Source organism: Marinomonas sp. ef1 (assembly GCF_002806845.1).
Taxonomy (GTDB): domain Bacteria; phylum Pseudomonadota; class Gammaproteobacteria; order Pseudomonadales; family Marinomonadaceae; genus Marinomonas; species Marinomonas polaris.
Window position 1 is genome coordinate 248898 of sequence record NZ_NHTT01000004.1, and the last position, 19399, is coordinate 268296.

Below are 19399 nucleotides of genomic sequence, written 5' to 3' on the forward strand. Positions count from 1 at the left end.
ACATGTCATAAGAATTTGGTTCTTTCATGTCGAAAAAATTGAATAATTTCGACATGAAAGCTTGTTACGTCGATGGCATCGGCATATGTCTTATAAAAGTTTATACATATCGGACGTTTAATATAAAGCTGCTTTTGCTTAACTATGGCGAATAATGGTGATTAACACCGCGGCTTTTAATACGGATGATCATTTAAGGATGTATGGTTTCCTTTTGTAAGTCTGCCTGGTCTAATAGTTTAGATATACTCACCTCATTCAAAGGATTATGAATCACTCATGCAGCAAGTTGGCATCTACGAGCAGTTGATTACTCAACTGATTTCTTCGCGATTAGATAAACAATCTTTTTATATTGGTGAGCGCCAGCTTGAGGCAAGTGAAGCCGGTGTTTGGCTTTCCCGATTCTTGAGTCGTATTTTAGAGTTTGCCGTGAACTCTATTCCGTCTGGAGATGATCAGCTACAAGAGCAAATCCACTTTGCGAACCAGCTAATGCTATGGCTCAAAGAGCGACTGCAAGATGATGATTTTATTGATGAAAACCTACTGGATTGCCAAGGTAGAATACTTACTGCGTTGTATGAGTTAGAAAATCCTGTTGCTGCGAACTTAAAGCAATATGTAAAAGATATTTTTCCTCTGACTGGATTAACTCAAAGTGAGCTTTTTTGTGGCAGCAATGCGGGTTTATCGCTTGAGTCTGAGCTGAAAAGAGAAATTCTTTCCGCCGATAAAATTTACTGGTTGGTGTCCTTTATAAAATGGGCTGGTATTCGAATCTTTCGACGAGAGCTTGAAGAATTTACTCGAAGTGGTCGAGAGTTAAAAATTATTACGACCTCATACATGGGCGCCACCGATGCTAAAGCGGTAGAGTATTTAGCTAGTCTCCCTAATACCGAAGTAAAGTTAAGCTATAACACCGAGCGAGAACGGCTTCATGCTAAGAGTTATCTGTTCTTGCGTGATACAGGCTTTCATACAGGTTATATCGGCTCATCCAATCTGTCTCATTCTGCACTTACCAATGGCCTTGAATGGAATTTAAAAATCACGTCGCAAGAAATCCCACACATTATCAATAAATCACTGAGTACGTTTGAAACCTATTGGGCATCGAATGAGTTTGAAGAGTTTAATGGTGATGCTACCAGTTCTGAGAAATTGAAACGGGCTTTGAGGCAACAGCGAGGTGATAGTGATACTAGTCAGTCGCATTTTTTCGACATCACCCCTTTTCCACATCAACTCGAAATTTTAGAGCAGTTAGCCGTTGAGCGTAGTGTTCATCAACGTTTTAGAAATCTTGTTGTAGCCGCTACGGGAACAGGAAAAACGCTTATTTCTGCGTTTGATTTTGCCCAGTTTTTAAAGACTAAACCTAACGCTAACTTTCTATTTATTGCCCATCGTGAGGAAATATTAAAACAAGCGCGTTCGGCTTATAGAGGTGTGTTGCGAAATGGATCGTTTGGTGAACTATGGGTCGGCAGCCACACGCCGGAACATTACCGCCAACTGTTTGTCTCTATTCAGACTCTTAACAGTCAGTTAGAGCAGTCAAACTTAACCGCAGATTTTTATGACTACATTGTGATTGATGAAGTCCATCACATTGCGGCGAGCAGTTATCGTAAAGTATTAAACTATTTTCAGTCGGATATTCTATTAGGTCTGACAGCGACGCCGGAACGTCATGACGGCGGTGATATTCTTGCTGATTTTGGTGGTGTCATTGCCGCTGAGCTGCGCTTACCAGAAGCGATTAATCAACGTCACCTTTCTCCTTTTCAATACTTTGGGATAGATGACGAGACTGATCTGCGTAATATCTCGTGGAGCCGTGGTCGTTATGATATTGCTCAGCTGACAAACCTATACACACATAACCAAGCACGTTTTGATAAAATATTGCTGAGTTTGCAGGAGATCGTAACGGATCTTAACCAAATGAAGGCATTGGCCTTTTGTGTGAGCCGTGATCATGCGAATTACATGGTGCGACAATTGCTGTTAAAAGGCGTTAAGGCTGACGTACTTACCAGTGATAACAGTAATGAGCGTCAGCAGAAGCAACAGGCAATTCGGTCCGGTGAAATTAATGTGTTGTGTGTCGTCGATATCTTTAATGAGGGAGTTGATATCCCAGAAGTCGATACCTTGTTGTTTTTACGACCGACGGAAAGTCTAACCATTTTTTTACAGCAGTTAGGCCGTGGTTTACGCTTGGCTAATGGTAAAGAATGTTGCACCGTTTTGGATTTTGTCGGTAACTCTCGTCCAGAATACGATTTTGCCAGTAAGTTCAGAGCGTTAGTCGGCAAAAGTAATCGAGCGATTAGTGATGAAGTTAAACAGGGCTTCCCTCAAGCACCACTTGGTTGTCGTATTGAATTGACAAGGCGCACGCAAGACATGGTACTGCAGAATATTCGTCAAGCCAGTGTAACTCGTACTCGATTGTTAGGACTGATTCGTCGATTCGATCAGCATTCTACATTAGATTTATCGCTGTCTAATTTTCTTAAAATTTATCCGCAGGTGAGTTTAGAGGATATTTATAAAGCGGATAGTTGGAGTGCTCTAGTCAATGCTACCAATACGAATGAAGTTCGAGAGATCGATAATGTTGAGTTACAAAACATTTATAAACGGGCAATTGATACTCGATTTCTAGTTTGTGACTCTTATAGCTATTTGAGTTTTTTGCGTGACTTATGCTTGAGCAAGTTTGTATTGAGCGACGATATGGATCAACGAATGGCGCTCATGTGCCATTATGACTTTTGGCAAAAAAGTGGTATTGAGTTGGGTTTTTCTTCGCTGCAAGCGAGTCTGAAAGCGCTTGATAATGTGCATTTACGAGCTGAGCTTGTTGATGTATTAACGATTTTAATAAACCGTATTCAGCATCAAGAATTACCTATGTTAGATATGATATCTAATCCGCTAATGTCACATGCTCGCTACACTCGGGAGCAAATTTTGGTCGGCTTTGGCGCGTCAACATTTGAAAAACGTTCGCCTGCTCGTGAAGGTGTGTTAGAAATCAAAGAAGATAATGTAGAGATTTTATTTGTCACACTGAATAAAAGTGAAAAGCAATTTTCTCCTACTACCATGTATCACGACTACGCAATTAACGAGCACTTATTTCATTGGCAGTCGCAAAACAGTGCGCGACCAGATAAAGGAAAAGGACTTGGCTATGTCGAACAGAATGAAAATAGCAAGCGTGTTTTCTTATTTGTACGTGAACAAAGCAAAGATGAAAATGGCCGTACAATGAGTTTCGTGAATTTTGGCGAAGTGAATTATATTGCTCATACGGGTTCTCAACCAATGAGTATCACATGGCGATTACAGCAAGCCATACCAAACTTTATGTGGAAACAAGCGGCTAAACTGGCTGTGGGGTAGAAAGTGTTTTTGAAACGCAATGTAAGAGAGTGAAAAGCCATGATCACCAAATTAATCCGCAATAGCACGGCTGAGTTTTTGATTTTTACTGGTCAATCTGGTGAGCAGAGCATTGAGGCCCGTTATGAAGAAGACACTATTTGGCTTTCCCAAAAGCTGATTGCTGAGCTGTTCGATGTTGATGTCCGAACGGTCAGTGAGCATTTCAAAAATATATTTCAATCAGCCGAACTCAATGAAGAAGCAGTTATCCGGAAATTCCGGATAACTGCTTCTGACGGTAAAAATTATAATACGCAGCATTACAATCTAGACGCCATTATCTCTGTCGGTTATCGCGTGAATTCTGTGCGAGCGACTCAGTTCCGTCAGTGGGCGACTCAGGTGTTGCGAGATTTTTCTATCAAGGGTTATGTGATCGATAAAGAGCGCATGGAGAACGGAAGCTTTCTGGGTGAAGATTACTTTGAGCGCTTGCTGGAAGAAATTCGTGAAATTCGCCTTTCTGAACGACGTTTTTATCAGAAGATCACCGATATTTACGCAACCAGTGTTGATTACAATAAAAATGCGCCAACCACTCAATCCTTTTTTGCGACAGTGCAAAACAAACTGCATTTTGCGATTCATGGACAGACTGCCGCCGAGTTGATCAAAGCGAGAGCCGATAGCAGTAAGCCAAATATGGGGCTGACTCATTGGGCGAAAGGGCCAGAAGGAAAGGTGTTAAAAACCGATGTGGGCGTAGCTAAAAACTATCTCAGTCAGGATGAGCTCCAGTCGTTAGGGCTGATCGTCAACACGTATCTTGATTTAGCGGAAAGTCGTGCAAGACGCAATATTCCCATGACGATGGAAGATTGGTCGAAGCGGTTGAATATGTTCTTAGAGTTTGACGATAGAGATATTTTGACTAATGCCGGATCAATCAGCGCAAAAATCGCCAAAGACTTTGCGGAATCAGAATTTGAGAAGTATCGAGTCGTACAGGATCGTTTATTTGAAAGTGACTTCGATAAGATGATCAAAAAGGTTGAGAGTGAAGGATCGGGGGATAAGTAAAACATGACGCCTAAGCCTAGATGTGAAAAAACCGGCTAAAGCCGGTTTTTTCACCTTAACGGCCAGCGTAACTTAATCGCTGCGTACAAGGCTGAGTCGTAAGACTTATAATAGTGATCATTTTGGTAACTTTAAATTCGATATAAGCTATTAATTTTATAAAATTTATAATCTTAGACTATATAAAGGCGAGTTATTCTATTTTTGCCAGAGTGCTAGAGAAAACGTGGTGTAGGCTTAAGCAAATTATCGGTCTATAAATGATTTATATATTAGTCTTATGGAGCTTTTTATGAATATTCAAACTGTGTCATACCTAAAAGCAAACGCGAATAATCTCTCTTTAGATGATCCTTTGCACGTCTCTCAGAACGGCAAAGAGGTGTATGTTGTGCAGGCCTCGCAGGCTTACTATGAGCCGCAAGAAACCATTGCTTTACTTAAGCTGATCAACCTTTCTGAGCGTAGTTTGAACCAAAAGGGCGAGCTGTCCTTGGACGAAGCATTTGACGCCTAAGCCTTTCCAAGTTATCGCCACGCCAATGTTTAAAACGACATTTAAATCTTATTATCTATCGAGTCGATGAAGAGGCTAACAAGGTTGTACTGATTGCTTTGATGGACAGTCGACAAAGCATTGAGCCGCTGCTTTATGAAACCATGCTGGTGCTGTAGATGATGAAAAAGCCCGCTTCTACTATTATGCGTAGAAGCGGGCTTTTCAATTTGGGACTTTACTTAAAAGAACGACTTATTCAGTGGCGTCATGAATCGTTTCTTTTGTGCTTTCGTAGGCTTTTGAGGAATCTTCTTTCACACCTTCCCAAGTATTGGAGCAGCCAGCTAGTACCAGTGTTACCGCAATTGCTAATAATGGAAGCTTCATGTTTAAACCTCTCTTTAATATGAGTCATTACAGATTAGCAAAAAGTTTTGTAAAGAATGGTCCACTATTTTGATTTAACTTAGAACATATGTTTTTTTACAGACTGTTTTCTATTCCCTGCTTACTGTAAACCTTATAGGAAAAATTATTGACATCAAAATAGATTGATCTTATTGGGCTCTAGCATAGAATGACGTCAATTTAGCCCTATTTGGGGATGATTTAGTATTGAGGTAATAGATGCCCAGTTCAACAGCGGTTGTAACGAATTCCATGCGTCAGCGTTTAAAGACGTTTATTGAGAACTCGACAATACAACGTATTTTATTGGCGTTGATTTTAATCAATGCCGTTATTCTCGGATTAGAAACCTCGCCTGATGTGATGACAACAGCGGGCTCGTTTTTGATGGCATTGGATAAAGCCATATTGGCGGTGTTTGTTATTGAGCTCACTATTCGTTTGCTTGTGCACCGTTTTGCTTTTTTCAAAGACGGTTGGAATGTATTTGATTTTATTGTCGTGGGGATCGCATTAGTCCCAGCCAGCGGTCCTTTTGCTGTGTTGCGCGCGCTCAGAGTATTACGTGTATTACGCGTACTTACTTTCGTGCCATCAATGAGAAAAATTGTCGGTGCTTTAATCAAATCCCTGAATGGCATGTTGTCCATCGCCATGGTGTTGGGACTTGTGTATTACGTGGCTGCGGTGATGGTAACCAAGCTATTTGGTGAGGCTTTTCCAGAGTGGTTTGGCAGCTTAGGCGCTTCACTGTATACACTGTTCCAAGTCATGACCTTAGAAAGCTGGTCCATGGGTATTGCACGACCAGTGATGGAAGCCTTCCCTTACGCTTGGGCGTTCTTTATTCCTTTTATACTTATTGCCACTTTTACCATGCTCAACCTTTTCATCGCCGTCATCGTCAACGCTGTTCAGACTATGCATGACGATGATATCAAAGACGAGCTAGATGCTGAAAAAGCGACACAGCAGCAGTTATTGGAGCAAATGCAACAACTCCAACTCGAATTAAAGGCATTACGTCGAGACATTAATAAACCGCAGGAATAAGAAGGCGAGCCAAATTAAACCTATAGGCTATTACTACTTATTGGATGTTTGATGTAAGGCCGCTTTTCTCAACGTGTTGGGGCTCTAAACCTCATATACTAGAGATTGATTTCGGCCGTTTTCTTTAGCTTGATAAAGGGCTTTGTCAGCTTGGTTTATGCTGTTTTTTAGAATGGGGTTTTCTAAATCTATAGCTGCAATACCCGCGCTAATGGTGAAGTTAACGGATTGAGTGTTATTTAGTATTACAGTTGCTTTTGCTAGTTCTTGTCGTATCTGTTCAACCAAGTTGAATGCTTCACCTATTGATGTATTGGTCATTAAGATAATAAATTCCTCGCCGCCATAACGCGCTAAGACATCTTGTTGGCGACATTCCGCCATTAAGGTATTGGCCACTTGAATAATGACCTTGTCACCAAAGCTGTGCCCATGTGTGTCATTGACTTTCTTAAAGTGGTCAATATCAAGCATCGCTATGGCTGCGGGTTGCTGGAGCTGTTTGGCTTGCTGCAATAGATATTCTGCTTCTGTATTGAAGTGACGTCGATTAAATAGTTGAGTGAGTGAATCTGTCGACGCTAATAATTTCAGCTCATCTTGCGCGGCCTTCATGGTTTCCAATGAACGAATGCGATACGCAATGATGAGAGATAATACCAGCGCCTCAAGCATGATACCGATGCCAACGCCGTGGCTATTGATATAAGTAAATTCGGCTTTGCCTTTGTAAAATAACACGGCCATGGTGCTAAATATGGCGAATAGACCGTGACCCAGCAAAAAGAAAGGTGCGATAGGATGCTTTCGGATCAGCATAGAAATAGTCACAGAAATACTGACGACCATCATGATAGCTGCCAAAGTACTGGAATAGTTAAGGGCCGTTATCATATCAAACAGGCCATAAACAAAGTCACAGATTAGTAAGGTAAGAATTGAAAGCAGTGCCCAATGCTCTATGGGGTATTTCTTCTTAGTTTCAAAAATATTGATCATGAAAAGCAGTAAGAATATAGGCATAGCCACTAGCGATAAATGCCATTTTAAGGTGATCGAGCCGTACACATTAAAAAGGTCAGCGAGTAATCCATAAGAGAGCGCAACCCAAAAACCACCAGCAACTAGATAGCAGGCGTAAAAGAAGTGCTCTCTTAAACGCGAAGAAAAGAATAGCAGGAAGTTGTAGATTATCAGTGCCAATAACATACCGGCAAGCAAGGCGATGTCTGTGTATAAACCCAATAAGGCTCTTTTTGACTGGTCTTCATCGTATAGATTAAGAGTGAACCATTGATGCGAAAAAGACTGGCTTTTGACAAACAATGTTTTGTGCTGGTTCGGCTCTAATGTGATATCAAACACAGCGCTACCACGATACATCCACTGTTGTGTTTCTTTTCTATCCATATCAAGCACGCGTTCACGGGTTAGCGTGCCATTTACTACTTCATAAAGTTCTACTTTGTGATTGTGATACGCATAAGGATGGTGAAGATACACTTTAATTGGCGTCGTATTTTCGTTCTCAATTTCGATTTTCGCCCACGTCATCCTTGATGTTGTGCCTAATGACACGCCATTTGGAGATAACTGGAACTCTTGTTTTTGTACATCCGAGAAAAGCATTTTCTCTGTTTTATCAACAAAGTATCCCATCTGAAATTGCTCTAATTTTACAGATGAACCTTGAATGACTTGCGTGGGAATATCAGCCAGAGCCACAGCAGAGACTAAAACGCACCACAGCATTATAAATAAACGAGTAAAAAGTAGTGGGCGATTAAACATCATGAATCATCTTCCGTAACGAGAGCTGTGTTTTGCATTGTTCGTTGAGAAATGCATTCTAACCGATTGATCAAAAAAAGATCGTGTGTGAATTGTTTGGATTTGTAGCGCTGTTATTAAGAAGATAATAAGAAGGGTATGGGGAATATCTGCATTTCAGATGATATTCCCCAGAGCATGATTATTCGATGTTTTGGATCTGTTCTCTCATTTGTTCAATCAGAACTTTCAATTCCACGGCGCTTTGTGTAGTTTCCACGACGATGGATTTAGATGAAAGCGTGTTGGCTTCACGGTTGAGTTCTTGCATTAAGAAATCGAGGCGGCGGCCGATTGGACCGTTTTGTTGTAGCTGACGGCGCACTTCTTTGGTGTGTGTCGCTAGGCGATCCAGTTCTTCGGCAACGTCGGCTTTTTGTGCCAGTAGGACGATTTCGGCTTCGACGCGCATTGGGTCTAGGTCGACTTTGGCGGCTTCGAGTTTATCGAGTAAGTTTTGTTTCTGCGCGGCGATGATTTCAGGCAGTTTTGCTTGTACTTCTACGACGATGGCATCGATGGCATCTAAGCGCTGTTCGATGATATCTTTCAGCTGCGCGCCCTCACGTAGGCGAACTTGGATCATTTCGTCGACAGATTTATTAAAGAGCTCTACGACGGCTTTTTTCATCATTTCAAAGTCGCTGCCTTCGTCACTGAGAATGCCTGGCCATTTGAGAATGTCGAGTGGGTTAGCCGGGTCTAGATCTTTAAACCAAGTGCCGAGTGTATCGATGGCGTTTGCCAAAGCTTGGGCGTTGCTTGGATTAATGGTTAAGTTGGTAGCCGCTTTGTCTACGCCTTGAAAACGCAGTTGGCATTCCAGTTTGCCGCGGTTTATTTTTTTGCGCAGCACGTCACGAAAAGCAAATTCAAGCTCGCGGAAGTTTTCTGGTAGACGAAAGCTAGGTTCTAGGTAGCGCTGATTCACCGAGCGAACTTCCCAGCTGATGGTTCCCCAATCGTATACGGCTTCTTGGCGAGAGAAGGCTGTCATGCTTGCTGTCATGTTGGATACCTAAGTAAAAAATAAATAGAGAGAGAAAAACAAAGGCGATATTGTAGCCTAACGAGACTGTGTTCGACAGGTTTGCTAAATGTCATGTTTTCCCGTCGCTGGGGGCGCAATTTTGTGTGGGTTCGTTATAATTGCGCCTTTATGATGGTTTATCGACAGAGAGAGCAAGTATGCGTCCAAGCGGAAGAGAAGCAGATCAATTACGTCCACTTAAAATCACACGTAATTTTACCAAACATGCCGAAGGCTCGGTGCTGATCGAATGTGGCGACACGAAAGTTATTTGTACTGCGACTGTGGTTTCTGGTGTGCCGCGTTTTTTGAAAGGCAAGGGCCAAGGTTGGATCACAGCGGAATACGGTATGTTGCCTCGTTCTACACACAGCCGTATGGATCGTGAAGCGGCTCGCGGTAAGCAAGGCGGCCGTACGGTTGAGATTCAGCGTTTGATTGGCCGCTCTTTACGCGCGGCGGTGGATCTTAAAAAATTGGGCGAGAACACGATCACTATTGACTGTGACGTGATTCAAGCCGACGGCGGTACTCGTACAGCATCTATAACTGGCGGCTTTGTTGCTTTGGCTGATGCTATGCGTGTATTGGTTGAGAACAAAAAAGTAAAAGAGAATCCAATCGTGTCACAAATTGCTGCGATTTCTGTGGGTGTCTACAAAGGCGTTCCAGTATTGGATTTGGATTACCCAGAAGATTCTAATGCCGAAACGGACATGAACGTCATCATGAACGACAAAGGTGGCTTCATTGAGATCCAAGGTACAGCAGAAGGCGAAGCATTCAGCGACGAGCATATGATGGGCATGTTGGCAGTTGCTCGTAAAGGCATTGCAGAAATTATGGAAGCACAGCGTGCGGCCTTGTTCGACAAATAAAAGTTGATAAATAAGAACGGACAAAGAAGAGTTCGATAAATAAAAATCGAGACTCGTATATTCCGGTTTTCTAAAATCTAGCATCGGCTAGATTTTTTTTGTCTGTTATATGGTTTGGTGGTTAGTTTTTTGCAATGTAACAATTTGCAACGAAGCAAGCTGGACGATGTATAAAGCTTGAGTCACTTTGTATTCTGCTGCATATTTGAACGATAAAAAAATAGGCTGTGACAGCCTAACTTTCCCTAGAGTAGAGAGGATAATAGAGTTTAATGAAAGGAGCTAATCATTTTTTAATCTCTTGTACTTTGGGCTGTTTGTTAATGCCTGCCACATCTATTTATGCCGAAGAAATTGTTTTACATACTATACATTTACCGCCTCATATTATTGATTCTGCTGAATTACCACCGCCATCAGATTTTGGGAAAGTGGAGGCTGTATATGGTTTTGATGTGGATGTGTTGCGCGCAGCTTATGCAACACAAGGCGTTACGGTACGAATTGAGTTAACACCTTGGAAGCGTATTATGCGAGACGTTGAGGAGGGTTTAATATTGGGCGCAGTGTCTTGTAGACCGCTCCCTATACGCGAAAAATTCGCTTTTTTCTCAACACCTCTCAGTGATTCTGCTAATGCCTTTGTGACTCGTCGTTCTTTCTTGGATGATGATGTTTCGACCTTGGCTGTTTTAAAAAAATTCCATGTATCTGCCGTAAATGGTTGGTCTCAGACCGATATCTTGGACAGCGCAAAAATACCTTATTCTTCAGTCTCTGGATTGGATCAGGGGATTAATCTGGTGTTGCGACGCAACCAAGATATTTTCATGACAGAACGCGACAGTGCTATTTTTGCAGCCCAGCGCATGGGTGTAATAGATCAGCTTAGTTTTTATGATGTTGCTGAGTTGGGACTGGATTATTACTCTGGCTGTTTTAGTAAAAAATATCCAGATGCTGAAAAATGGCGTGATGTATTAAATAAGGGTTTGAAAGAGTTGGATGAAAACGGCAAAAGGGATGAAATATTCAAGCGATATGGATTTTCTTCCTTGCCTAATTAGCAGCCTATACACCGCGAGGGATTATGCTACCACTGCACAAGCGTCTATCTTACAAACAAGCTAAATGGGCATTAGTGCTGATATTGTTGCTTAGTCTGTCGATGAGTACTTTTCAAATTGTTATTGATTGGCAGGATGAAAAAGCCACTATTCAGAATCAAGTCATGTCGACCTTACATATTGTCGAAAATGCCGCGACGGAAGCGGCATATTCTTTAGATGAAGAGCTAGCTAAAAAAGTACTGACAGGCTTAATGCGTTCAAATAGTTTTTACAAGGCGCGCTTGGAAGACGATTTAGGTACTGAATTAGCAAGCTCGTATCGTTCTTTAGAACCTTTGTCGTTACGTTGGTTATCTGAAAAGGTGTTTAGCGGCTTGCCACAACATTTTAGTTTGCCGTTAATGCGTAACAACCATTTGTCTGTTGGAACTCTTATGGTAGCCATTGACAGTGGTACGGTAACCAATGGTTTTATCCGTCGAAATATTCGTTTAATCACTACGTCCCTAATGTCGGCTTTTTTGCTAGGTGCAGCGATGTTTATGCTGTTTTATGTGCAGATATCGCATCCACTATCACGACTAATTGATCAATTGGGCCAGTTAGAAAGAGAAGATAATGATCCCGCCCAGTTGAAATTTAAACAAACGGCTCGAGAAGACGAATTAGGAATTTTAGCGCGCACTATTACCGCGCTTTGGCATAAACGGAAGAAGGTCGAAACTGAGCTGGCAAAAAGTGAGGCGTACTTTAAAGCGGTTTTGCATCAGTCCAGTGAGTGTATGTTGCTGACGAACTTGAAAGGCCAGATATTAGATTGTAACAGCGAGACGTGCCGTTTATTAGCTTATGATAAGCCCACTTTATTAACGCTAACCATTCAAGAAATTGATCCTGAGCAAACACCTAGTTTACTTAGAGAGTGGACGAATAATTCACAGGGCGACCCTAAAATATTCGAAGCGCAGTATCGTCGCAGTAGTGGTGTAAGTTTTCCGGTTGAGGTGTGTGGGAACATCATTACTTTGGACCATGAAGCGCATTTTTTGGCGTCTTTTCGGGATATTACGCAACGTAAATTAGACCAAGAGCAAGTTAAGTTTTTGGCCTATTATGATGCTTTGACCAATTTGCCTAATCGACGATTTTTAAATCAGAACATCGAAAAAGTCATCACCACCGCACAGAATAATGGCCATATTGGTGGTTTGTTGTTTATCGATTTGGATCGCTTTAAAAATATCAATGATTCCATGGGGCATCACGTTGGTGATGCGCTTTTGGTGGAAGCCTCAAAACGTATTCTAGCCTGTTTGTCACAAGCTGATATTGCGGTCCGCATGGGCGGTGATGAATTTGTGTTATTGATTCCTGTATTGGGAGGTAACGGCGAAGAAGCTCAAAGCAGAGTCACTTTACTGGCAGAAACCTTGCTGTCACAGCTATGCCAGGTGTTTCGTTTAGAGCAAACGGATTTATTTATCTCTGCGAGTATTGGTATTAGCTTGTTTCCTTTTGATGGTGCGAATGATGCGCAGATATTACGTCAAGCTGATACTGCCATGTACGAAGCGAAAGAAAGCGGCCGTAATGCATACCGTTTTTATCGACAAGAAATGCAGCAGCAAGTTGCCGAGCGAGCTGCGTTAGAAAAAGCTCTACACCGTGCGATTAGCAACGATGAGTTTTATTTAGTTTATCAGCCTCAAGTGAATGAGCATGGCCAATTGATAGGCTTTGAAGCGCTCATTCGCTGGAGTAATGAAGAGCTAGGATTAGTGCCACCAAATCGTTTTATCCCAATAGCGGAAGAAATTGGTTTAATTTACGACGTCGGAAACTGGGTTCTAGAAAATGTCTGTCAGCAATTAAAGGCGTGGCAAGATATTGGCCTTCCGCCGACTTTTAAAGGCGTGGCGATAAACATCAGTCCGTATCAGTTTGCTAAGGAGAGCTTTGTTGAAAGCGTCTGCGATGTGATCGGCCGGACTCAAGTTGATTCAAGCTTGCTCGATTTAGAAATCACCGAAGGTATGTTGGTCGAAAATATTGCTTCTGTTGCTGAAAAAATGTGGCGACTCAAAGAGCATAATATTCGTTTTTCTATCGATGACTTTGGAACTGGGTATTCGTCGCTGCGTTATTTACAGCATTTCCCTATTAACCAGCTAAAAATTGATCAGTCGTTTGTGCGAGATCTGACTAGTGATCCACAGAGTCATGTCATCATTAATACAATCGTGTCTATGGCGACTCACATGAACTTGTCAGTACTCGCTGAAGGCGTAGAGCATGAGGTAGAAAAATATATTCTAGAAAACATGGGCTGCGCGAAATATCAGGGTTATTTCTTCTCTAAACCTGTAAAAGCCGACACAGCAACTCAATATCTCTCTGGCGATATCACGTTTCCATTGCAGTACCAAAACGCTTAATAGCAAGAATGGCGTTAAATGTCAGTCATTGTGCGCGTTTTTGCGCCTTACAATATTGTGCTTCTTTGCCATTATCTATTCACAATAAAAATAAGGAGAAGCAAGGTGAAGAAACTGATTGGTGTTGGAATCGTTGCCGCTATGGTGTTTAGTTCTGGCGCGCAAGCATCAGGCGATGTTTTAGCAGGTAAGTGGATGTTGCAAGATGCAGATAGCACTCAGGCCAAGTTAGACGTGGCGGTTGAAAACGTGGCGCAAGAGATGAACTTTTTTATTCGTGCTTTGGCGCGACCTGTATTGAAAAAGCAAACGCAAATTTGTCAGCAATGGTTATTGGATTGGCAAGCCACACAGTTCCAGTTCCAGTGTGACGATGCTAAAGCCGATACCATACCGCTTACTGCTAATGGCGAAGTGATCAAGAAAGACGAAGAAGGCGTTGAGATCTCTGGCACGTATCAGCAAACTAGCGATGCAGTGGTTGTAGTGCTTGAATCTGAGCGAGGCAAGCGCACTAATACTTGGAAACAAGTTGGCGAGAACGAGCTGCTGTTCACCGTTAAATTAGAATCTGAAAAGCTACCGACGCCTTTGACCTGGTCTTTGACTTATAAAAGATAAGCATTACTGGGAAGTAATATTCACTGCGAATTTTATTCATGAAAAAGCCCCAATAGGTTGATGTCTATTGAGGCTTTTTAGTAGTAGCCAATTACTTGGTTACTTTAGTGAAAAATCAATGGTATTAACGCTTAACGGCACCTGTTGGAGCAAATTTAGCGCCATCAAGTGGTGAGTTCTTCTGAATGTATTCCACTAGAACGTCTGCATCTACATAACCTGAGTTAACGTAGTTTGGATGATCAACGATTTTAGGGTAACCATCACCACCTGAAGCAGAGTAGTTGTTCATCGCGATGCGGTAAGTTTTGCTAACGTCCAGCGCTTTACCGTTGACCATGATGTTAGTCGCTTTGCCATCTTTAAGTGTCAAAGATACACCGCTGAATTGAGCAAATGCACCAGTTCCCGCTTGTTTCGCTGCTGCTGCAGAAAGGTAATCTGTTAGCTCATTGGCAGTGAAATCAACATACGACACCATGTTGCCGAAAGGCTGAACTTTCAAAACGCTTTTATAAGTAACGACACCTTTTTCTAAGTTGTCACGGATACCACCAGAGTTCATAACGCCGATATCCGCATTCACTTTTTGCTTCATTGCTAGAGCAATCAAGTTACCTAAGTTGGTTTCTTGGTTACGAACGACATCGCGGTCACCAACGAAGTCTGTGTCAGAGAAGCCAATCTCGATATTAAGCTCTTTCTGACCTTTTTCTTGGAACGGCGTTAACATATCAAGCATGGTTGGATCTTGGGCGATTTCGTCTTCAATGAAAACACGTTCAGACTTGCCATCTGCATTAGTGACTTTTTTCTTCAAGTTAACCGGAATAAGTTTGTATTGAGACCAAACAATCGCGCCATTTTTGTAGACAAAGTCTAGGCGACCTACGTATTTACCCCATTCATGCGCTTGCAGAATCAGCGTACCGTTTTGCTCATCAGGTTGGAAAAGTGGGTTTTGAGAATGGCCACCCACAATTACATCAATACCAGGAACTGTACGTGCTAGCGTTACATCGCCAGGTGCATTGCCACCGTAGTTACCATCTTGGTAGTGACCCATGTGAGTAACCGCAACGACTAAGTCAGCTTTTTTACGCAGTTCAGGGATCAATTTTTTAGCAACAGTAATAGGTGATTCGATCTTGATGCCATCTAGGAACTCAGGGTTGCCCAGTTTCGCTGTATCGTCTGTAGTGAAACCAACGACAGCGATTTTAAGATCATTTACTTGGAAGATTTTATAGGCTTCAAACAAAGGTTTGCCAGTTTTTGCATCTAAAATGTTCGCAGAAAGGAAAGGGAAGCCCGCCCATTCTTGTTGCTTCTTCAGTACAGAAAGCGGGTTGTCGAATTCGTGGTTACCCAGCGCCATCGCATCGTACTTCAGCATATTCATTCCGCGGAAATCTGGCTCCGCGTCTTGTAGATCTGATTCTGGTACACCTGTGTTGATATCACCTCCGGATAGCAATAGGGAATTACCATCGTCTAGCGCTACTTCTTCACGAATGTTGTCGATCAAGGTTTTACGAGCGGCCATGCCGTATTCGCCATTGCCGTTTTGCCAGAAACGACCGTGATGGTCATTAGTGTGCAAAATAGTGACTCGATATTCTTTGTCTTCTTGCCAATCTGGTTTTTGCGGTCCCATCATAGAACACGCAGTCACAGATAATGCGACACCAGTAATGGCCAGTTGCGTGATAAAACGCTTGGTAAAATTCATGGTTTGATTCCTTTACATGATATTAGTCGGCAGTTCTTCGATTCGAGATAACCAAATGCCACTATGGAGTTGCTTTTTTGATTACGGTTCTAAAATGTATCTCAAATTTGTGACAAGTTCGAGAGACTGTGCAGTAATTTTGACCATTTGTGCAAAAACTTGACGTTTTTCCCAAAAAAAAGCCTGCGACAGAGAGATAGACTCTGTGCAGGCTGCTTAAACGGTTACACCATTAGCAATATAAATAATTAGAGATCTAGACGTCGTCCCGTTTCTTTATCAAAAGCAACTGCTTTGGAGGTATCAAACATCATTTTGATGATGGAACCTGCGTCAGCTGGGTACATTGGGTTAGAACGACAGTTGATCTCGGCATCGTTAACACGAGTCAGAATCATGGTGTCGGCACCCATTGGTTCAGTCACTTCGACTTCGACATCTGTCGTTGTCACAAAAGGCTGCCCTTCTTTGTGCGGCTGAGGTTCAGTGATCATTTCAGGGCGCAAGCCAAGTAGGATGGTTTTACCAATGTAGTCTTTTAATGCTTCTGGTTTTGGGAATGGCAAAGCAACGGTTGTGCTGGTGGCCAGTTCCAACATAGGGACGCCATCTTGTTCGACGACCTTAGTTGGAATGAAGTTCATTGCTGGAGAACCCATGAAACCTGCAACGAACAAATTTGCTGGGTTGTCGTAGATTTCTTGTGGTGTACCAAGCTGTTGAACTTGTCCATCTTTCATTACGGCGATGCGATCTGCCAAGGTCATGGCTTCGATCTGATCGTGCGTTACATAAACAATGGTTGTGCCCAGCTTTTTATGCAGCTTCTTGATCTCTGTACGCATCTCTACGCGTAATTTGGCGTCTAAGTTAGACAATGGCTCATCAAACAAGTAAAGCTGAGGGCGACGCGCTAAGGCACGACCCATGGCAACACGTTGACGCTGACCACCAGACAATTGCGCTGGTTTACGGTCAAGTAGATGACTAATTTGTAATAGTTCCGCTACGCGCTGTACTTCAACGTCACGCTCTGCTTTTGGTACTTTGCGCATTTCCAAACCGAAAGAGATGTTTTGTTCTACGGTCATATTTGGATACAAGGCGTAAGACTGGAACACCATCGCGATATCACGATCTTTTGGGCTAGTGTAAGTCACGTCTTTGTCGGCGATGAGAATGCGACCTTCGGTTACGTCTTCAAGACCCGCAATTGAATTCATTAGCGTGGATTTACCACAACCAGATGGCCCAACCAAAATCAGGAATTCACCTGCTTTGATAGAAATATTGATGCCTTTTAAAATTTCAGTCTCGCCGTAGCGTTTTTTAACATTATCAATGACTAGGTTTGCCATGTTATTACTCCGAATTTTTTAGTTCACTCGTGCTGTGTTAGGTAAAAAGGCACGAGTGCATTTTGTCTTTATCGATGTTCGCTAGGTTGCTTAGCAGCGTTGTTAGCCTTTTACAGCACCAGCTGTTAAGCCACGGACGAAGTATTTTCCTGCAAACACGTAAACCGCCAGTGTTGGTAGAGCTGCGATAATGGCAGCGGCCATATCAACGTTGTATTCCTTACCGCCGAAGCTGGTGTTTACCAAGTTGTTCAAGGCAACCGTTACTGGCTGAGTATCAAAACCAGAGAAGGCCACACCAAATAAGAAGTCATTCCAAATCTGCGTAAACTGCCAAATCACCGTTACCACGATAATAGGTGTAGAAACGGGCAAAATGATGCGGTAGAAAATCGTAAAGAAGCCAGCGCCATCTAGGCGAGCCGCTTTTACCAATTCGCCAGGAATGGACTGGTAGAAATTACGGAAGAACAAGGTTGTAAATGCCACACCGTAAACCACGTGCACGAAGACCAAACCAGAGGTGGTATTGGCGATGCCTAACCAGCCGAGTGTTTGCGCCATTGGCAACAAGATCACTTGGAACGGAATGAAACAGCCAACTAGCATCGCCGCAAAGAAAAAGTCACTGCCACGGAATTTCCATAGAGAAATAACATAACCGTTAATAGCACCTACCAGAGTAGAAATCGCCACAGCCGGTAACACGATTTGAAACGAGTTCATGAAGTAAGGTGAGATACCACCACAACTACTACCCGTACATGCGCTTGACCAAGCTTTTGACCAAGAGTCGAAATGCAAGGAAGCAGGCAAAGAAAGTAGCGTACCAGTACGAATTTCTTCAACGTCTTTTAGCGATGTAATCAACATGACAATAAACGGCATCAGATAAAACGCTGCAACGACGATTAATACTGTGTACAAGGCAACGCGCAATACTTTGTCTAGGCCAGACGTTTTACGGCCAACAGCTTTTTTACTTGTAGAATTAAGGTTACTCATGGCGTTTACCTCGCAATTCAGAGTACAAATAAGGAACCAAAATCGCCAACACACAGCCGAGCATCACCATAGCAGACGCCGAACCTAAGCCGATTTGGCTACGAGTAAAGGTGTAGGTGTACATGAAGTTAGCTGGCAAATCAGACGCATAACCCGGTCCGCCATTGGTCAAAGCCGCGACCAAGTCGAAACTCTTAATCGCAATGTGCGAAAGAACAACCAAGGCACTAAAGAATACTGGCTTCAAAGAAGGTAGAATAATACGACGGTAAGTGGTAAACGTGCTCGCGCCATCAAGGTGTGCCGCTTTGATAAGATCACCATCAACCCCACGCAGGCCAGCTAAAAATAGCGCCATGACGAAACCAGATGCTTGCCAAACAGCCGCGATAACCAAACAGTAAATAACCATGTCTGGGTTAATCAACCAATCGAATTTGAAGTTTACAAAACCAAAGTCGACCATCATTTTTTCTAGACCGTTGGTTGGGTTAAGTAACCATTTCCAAGCGGTACCTGTAACTATGAAGGAAATCGCCATCGGGTAAAGATAAATAGTACGGATCGCGCCTTCAGCACGAATTTTTTGATCCAAGAAAATGGCCAAGGTAACGCCAAGGAACAAACAGATACCAATAAACAGGCCGCCGAAAATACCAAGGTTGGTTAGGGCTACCATCCAGCGGTCGTTATTGAATAGGCGCTCGTATTGTTCGAAGCCGACAAAATTGTACGACGGCAACATGCGAGAACCAGTGAAAGAGAGTACGGCTGTCCAAATCATATAGCCGTAGATGCACACCAAGGTAACCAGTACCGTTGGTGCCATGACGATTTTAGGCATCCAATCGGCCAAGCTTAGGCGCGCAGGACGTCCTGACTGAGTCTGTCCTGACCCAGAATTGGCGGCTTTAGTATTCATAGTTGATGCTTCACTATTCGGAGGTATTAAGACGAGGCTGGCTAGGTGACCAGCCTCTTATGTTTACTGCAAA

15 protein-coding genes are annotated in these 19399 nt (G+C 42.7%); 8 read left to right on the forward strand and 7 right to left on the reverse strand.

The genetic code is table 11. From position 1 onward, the window contains the following. Positions 1-279 precede the first annotated feature (279 nt). From CCS02_RS07695 to CCS02_RS07705, 3 genes are all read left to right on the forward strand, one after another. On the forward strand, positions 280-3423 hold the full coding sequence (locus tag CCS02_RS07695; protein WP_072839401.1) for a DEAD/DEAH box helicase: 3144 nt from the start codon (positions 280-282) through the stop codon (positions 3421-3423). Positions 3424-3462: 39 nt separating this feature from the next. Continuing rightward, a complete protein-coding gene (locus CCS02_RS07700) occupies positions 3463-4485 on the forward strand; it encodes a virulence RhuM family protein (RefSeq protein WP_100636270.1) in 1023 nt (340 codons plus the stop codon). A 292-nt stretch (positions 4486-4777) separates the two neighbouring features. After that, positions 4778-5002 carry a prevent-host-death protein gene (locus CCS02_RS07705; protein ID WP_072839403.1) on the forward strand — a complete coding sequence of 75 codons (225 nt, stop codon included), beginning with the start codon at positions 4778-4780 and terminating at the stop codon, positions 5000-5002. Positions 5003-5236: 234 nt separating this feature from the next. Here CCS02_RS07705 and CCS02_RS22465 read toward each other — a convergent pair whose 3' ends face one another. Then, positions 5237-5371 carry a hypothetical protein gene (locus CCS02_RS22465; RefSeq protein ID WP_048814164.1) on the reverse strand — a complete coding sequence of 45 codons (135 nt, stop codon included), beginning with the start codon at positions 5369-5371 and terminating at the stop codon, positions 5237-5239. A 240-nt stretch (positions 5372-5611) separates the two neighbouring features. Between CCS02_RS22465 and CCS02_RS07715 the strand changes: the two genes are divergently transcribed. Beyond that, positions 5612-6445 carry an ion transporter gene (locus tag CCS02_RS07715; protein ID WP_100636271.1) on the forward strand — a complete coding sequence of 278 codons (834 nt, stop codon included), beginning with the start codon at positions 5612-5614 and terminating at the stop codon, positions 6443-6445. Positions 6446-6529: 84 nt separating this feature from the next. On the opposite strand, the gene CCS02_RS07720 is transcribed toward CCS02_RS07715, so the two are convergent. Continuing rightward, a complete protein-coding gene (locus tag CCS02_RS07720) occupies positions 6530-8239 on the reverse strand; it encodes a diguanylate cyclase (RefSeq protein WP_100636272.1) in 1710 nt (569 codons plus the stop codon). Positions 8240-8417: 178 nt separating this feature from the next. Then, the gene (locus CCS02_RS07725; RefSeq protein WP_100636273.1) at positions 8418-9284 is read right to left on the reverse strand and encodes a YicC/YloC family endoribonuclease; all 867 of its coding nucleotides are present in this window, start codon (positions 9282-9284) and stop codon (positions 8418-8420) included. Positions 9285-9463: 179 nt separating this feature from the next. Between CCS02_RS07725 and rph the strand changes: the two genes are divergently transcribed. The 4 genes from rph (at position 9464) to CCS02_RS07745 (ending at position 14309) form a co-directional block, all read left to right on the forward strand. Next, a complete protein-coding gene (rph, locus tag CCS02_RS07730) occupies positions 9464-10183 on the forward strand; it encodes a ribonuclease PH (protein ID WP_012072021.1) in 720 nt (239 codons plus the stop codon). Between the two features lie 272 nt (positions 10184-10455). Next, positions 10456-11250: a substrate-binding periplasmic protein gene (locus CCS02_RS07735; protein ID WP_100188339.1), complete on the forward strand. Its 795-nt coding sequence runs from the start codon at positions 10456-10458 to the stop codon at positions 11248-11250. A gap of 23 nt (positions 11251-11273) precedes the next feature. After that, the gene (locus CCS02_RS07740; protein ID WP_100636274.1) at positions 11274-13688 is read left to right on the forward strand and encodes a sensor domain-containing protein; all 2415 of its coding nucleotides are present in this window, start codon (positions 11274-11276) and stop codon (positions 13686-13688) included. Between the two features lie 105 nt (positions 13689-13793). Continuing rightward, positions 13794-14309, forward strand: coding sequence for a hypothetical protein (locus CCS02_RS07745; RefSeq protein WP_072839422.1), 516 nt, complete (start codon positions 13794-13796; stop codon positions 14307-14309). A gap of 124 nt (positions 14310-14433) precedes the next feature. Here CCS02_RS07745 and ushA read toward each other — a convergent pair whose 3' ends face one another. The 4 genes from ushA to CCS02_RS07765 form a co-directional block, all read right to left on the reverse strand. Then, on the reverse strand, positions 14434-16041 hold the full coding sequence (ushA, locus tag CCS02_RS07750; protein WP_100188341.1) for a bifunctional UDP-sugar hydrolase/5'-nucleotidase UshA: 1608 nt from the start codon (positions 16039-16041) through the stop codon (positions 14434-14436). Positions 16042-16289: 248 nt separating this feature from the next. Continuing rightward, a complete protein-coding gene (locus CCS02_RS07755; RefSeq protein WP_100188342.1) occupies positions 16290-17399 on the reverse strand; it encodes an ABC transporter ATP-binding protein in 1110 nt (369 codons plus the stop codon). A 102-nt stretch (positions 17400-17501) separates the two neighbouring features. Next, complete coding sequence (locus CCS02_RS07760) at positions 17502-18404, reverse strand: carbohydrate ABC transporter permease (protein WP_100188343.1); 903 nt, start codon at positions 18402-18404, stop codon at positions 17502-17504. Then, the gene (locus CCS02_RS07765; RefSeq protein WP_100188344.1) at positions 18397-19326 is read right to left on the reverse strand and encodes a carbohydrate ABC transporter permease; all 930 of its coding nucleotides are present in this window, start codon (positions 19324-19326) and stop codon (positions 18397-18399) included. The genes CCS02_RS07760 and CCS02_RS07765 overlap by 8 nt, the downstream gene beginning before the upstream one ends. Positions 19327-19399: the final 73 nt, after the last annotated feature.

Excerpts from the sequence above, each read along its gene's own strand:
- CCS02_RS07695 (WP_072839401.1), top strand. The coding sequence starts at position 280 with ATGCAGCAAGTTGGCATCTACGAGCAGTTGATTACTCAACTGATTTCT.
- CCS02_RS07700 (WP_100636270.1), top strand. The coding sequence starts at position 3,463 with ATGATCACCAAATTAATCCGCAATAGCACGGCTGAGTTTTTGATTTTT.
- CCS02_RS07705 (WP_072839403.1), top strand. The coding sequence starts at position 4,778 with ATGAATATTCAAACTGTGTCATACCTAAAAGCAAACGCGAATAATCTC.
- CCS02_RS22465 (WP_048814164.1), bottom strand. The coding sequence starts at position 5,371 with ATGAAGCTTCCATTATTAGCAATTGCGGTAACACTGGTACTAGCTGGC.
- CCS02_RS07715 (WP_100636271.1), top strand. The coding sequence starts at position 5,612 with ATGCCCAGTTCAACAGCGGTTGTAACGAATTCCATGCGTCAGCGTTTA.
- CCS02_RS07720 (WP_100636272.1), bottom strand. The coding sequence starts at position 8,239 with ATGATGTTTAATCGCCCACTACTTTTTACTCGTTTATTTATAATGCTG.
- CCS02_RS07725 (WP_100636273.1), bottom strand. The coding sequence starts at position 9,284 with ATGACAGCAAGCATGACAGCCTTCTCTCGCCAAGAAGCCGTATACGAT.
- rph (WP_012072021.1), top strand. The coding sequence starts at position 9,464 with ATGCGTCCAAGCGGAAGAGAAGCAGATCAATTACGTCCACTTAAAATC.
- CCS02_RS07735 (WP_100188339.1), top strand. The coding sequence starts at position 10,456 with ATGAAAGGAGCTAATCATTTTTTAATCTCTTGTACTTTGGGCTGTTTG.
- CCS02_RS07740 (WP_100636274.1), top strand. The coding sequence starts at position 11,274 with ATGCTACCACTGCACAAGCGTCTATCTTACAAACAAGCTAAATGGGCA.
- ushA (WP_100188341.1), bottom strand. The coding sequence starts at position 16,041 with ATGAATTTTACCAAGCGTTTTATCACGCAACTGGCCATTACTGGTGTC.
- CCS02_RS07755 (WP_100188342.1), bottom strand. The coding sequence starts at position 17,399 with ATGGCAAACCTAGTCATTGATAATGTTAAAAAACGCTACGGCGAGACT.
- CCS02_RS07760 (WP_100188343.1), bottom strand. The coding sequence starts at position 18,404 with ATGAGTAACCTTAATTCTACAAGTAAAAAAGCTGTTGGCCGTAAAACG.
- CCS02_RS07765 (WP_100188344.1), bottom strand. The coding sequence starts at position 19,326 with ATGAATACTAAAGCCGCCAATTCTGGGTCAGGACAGACTCAGTCAGGA.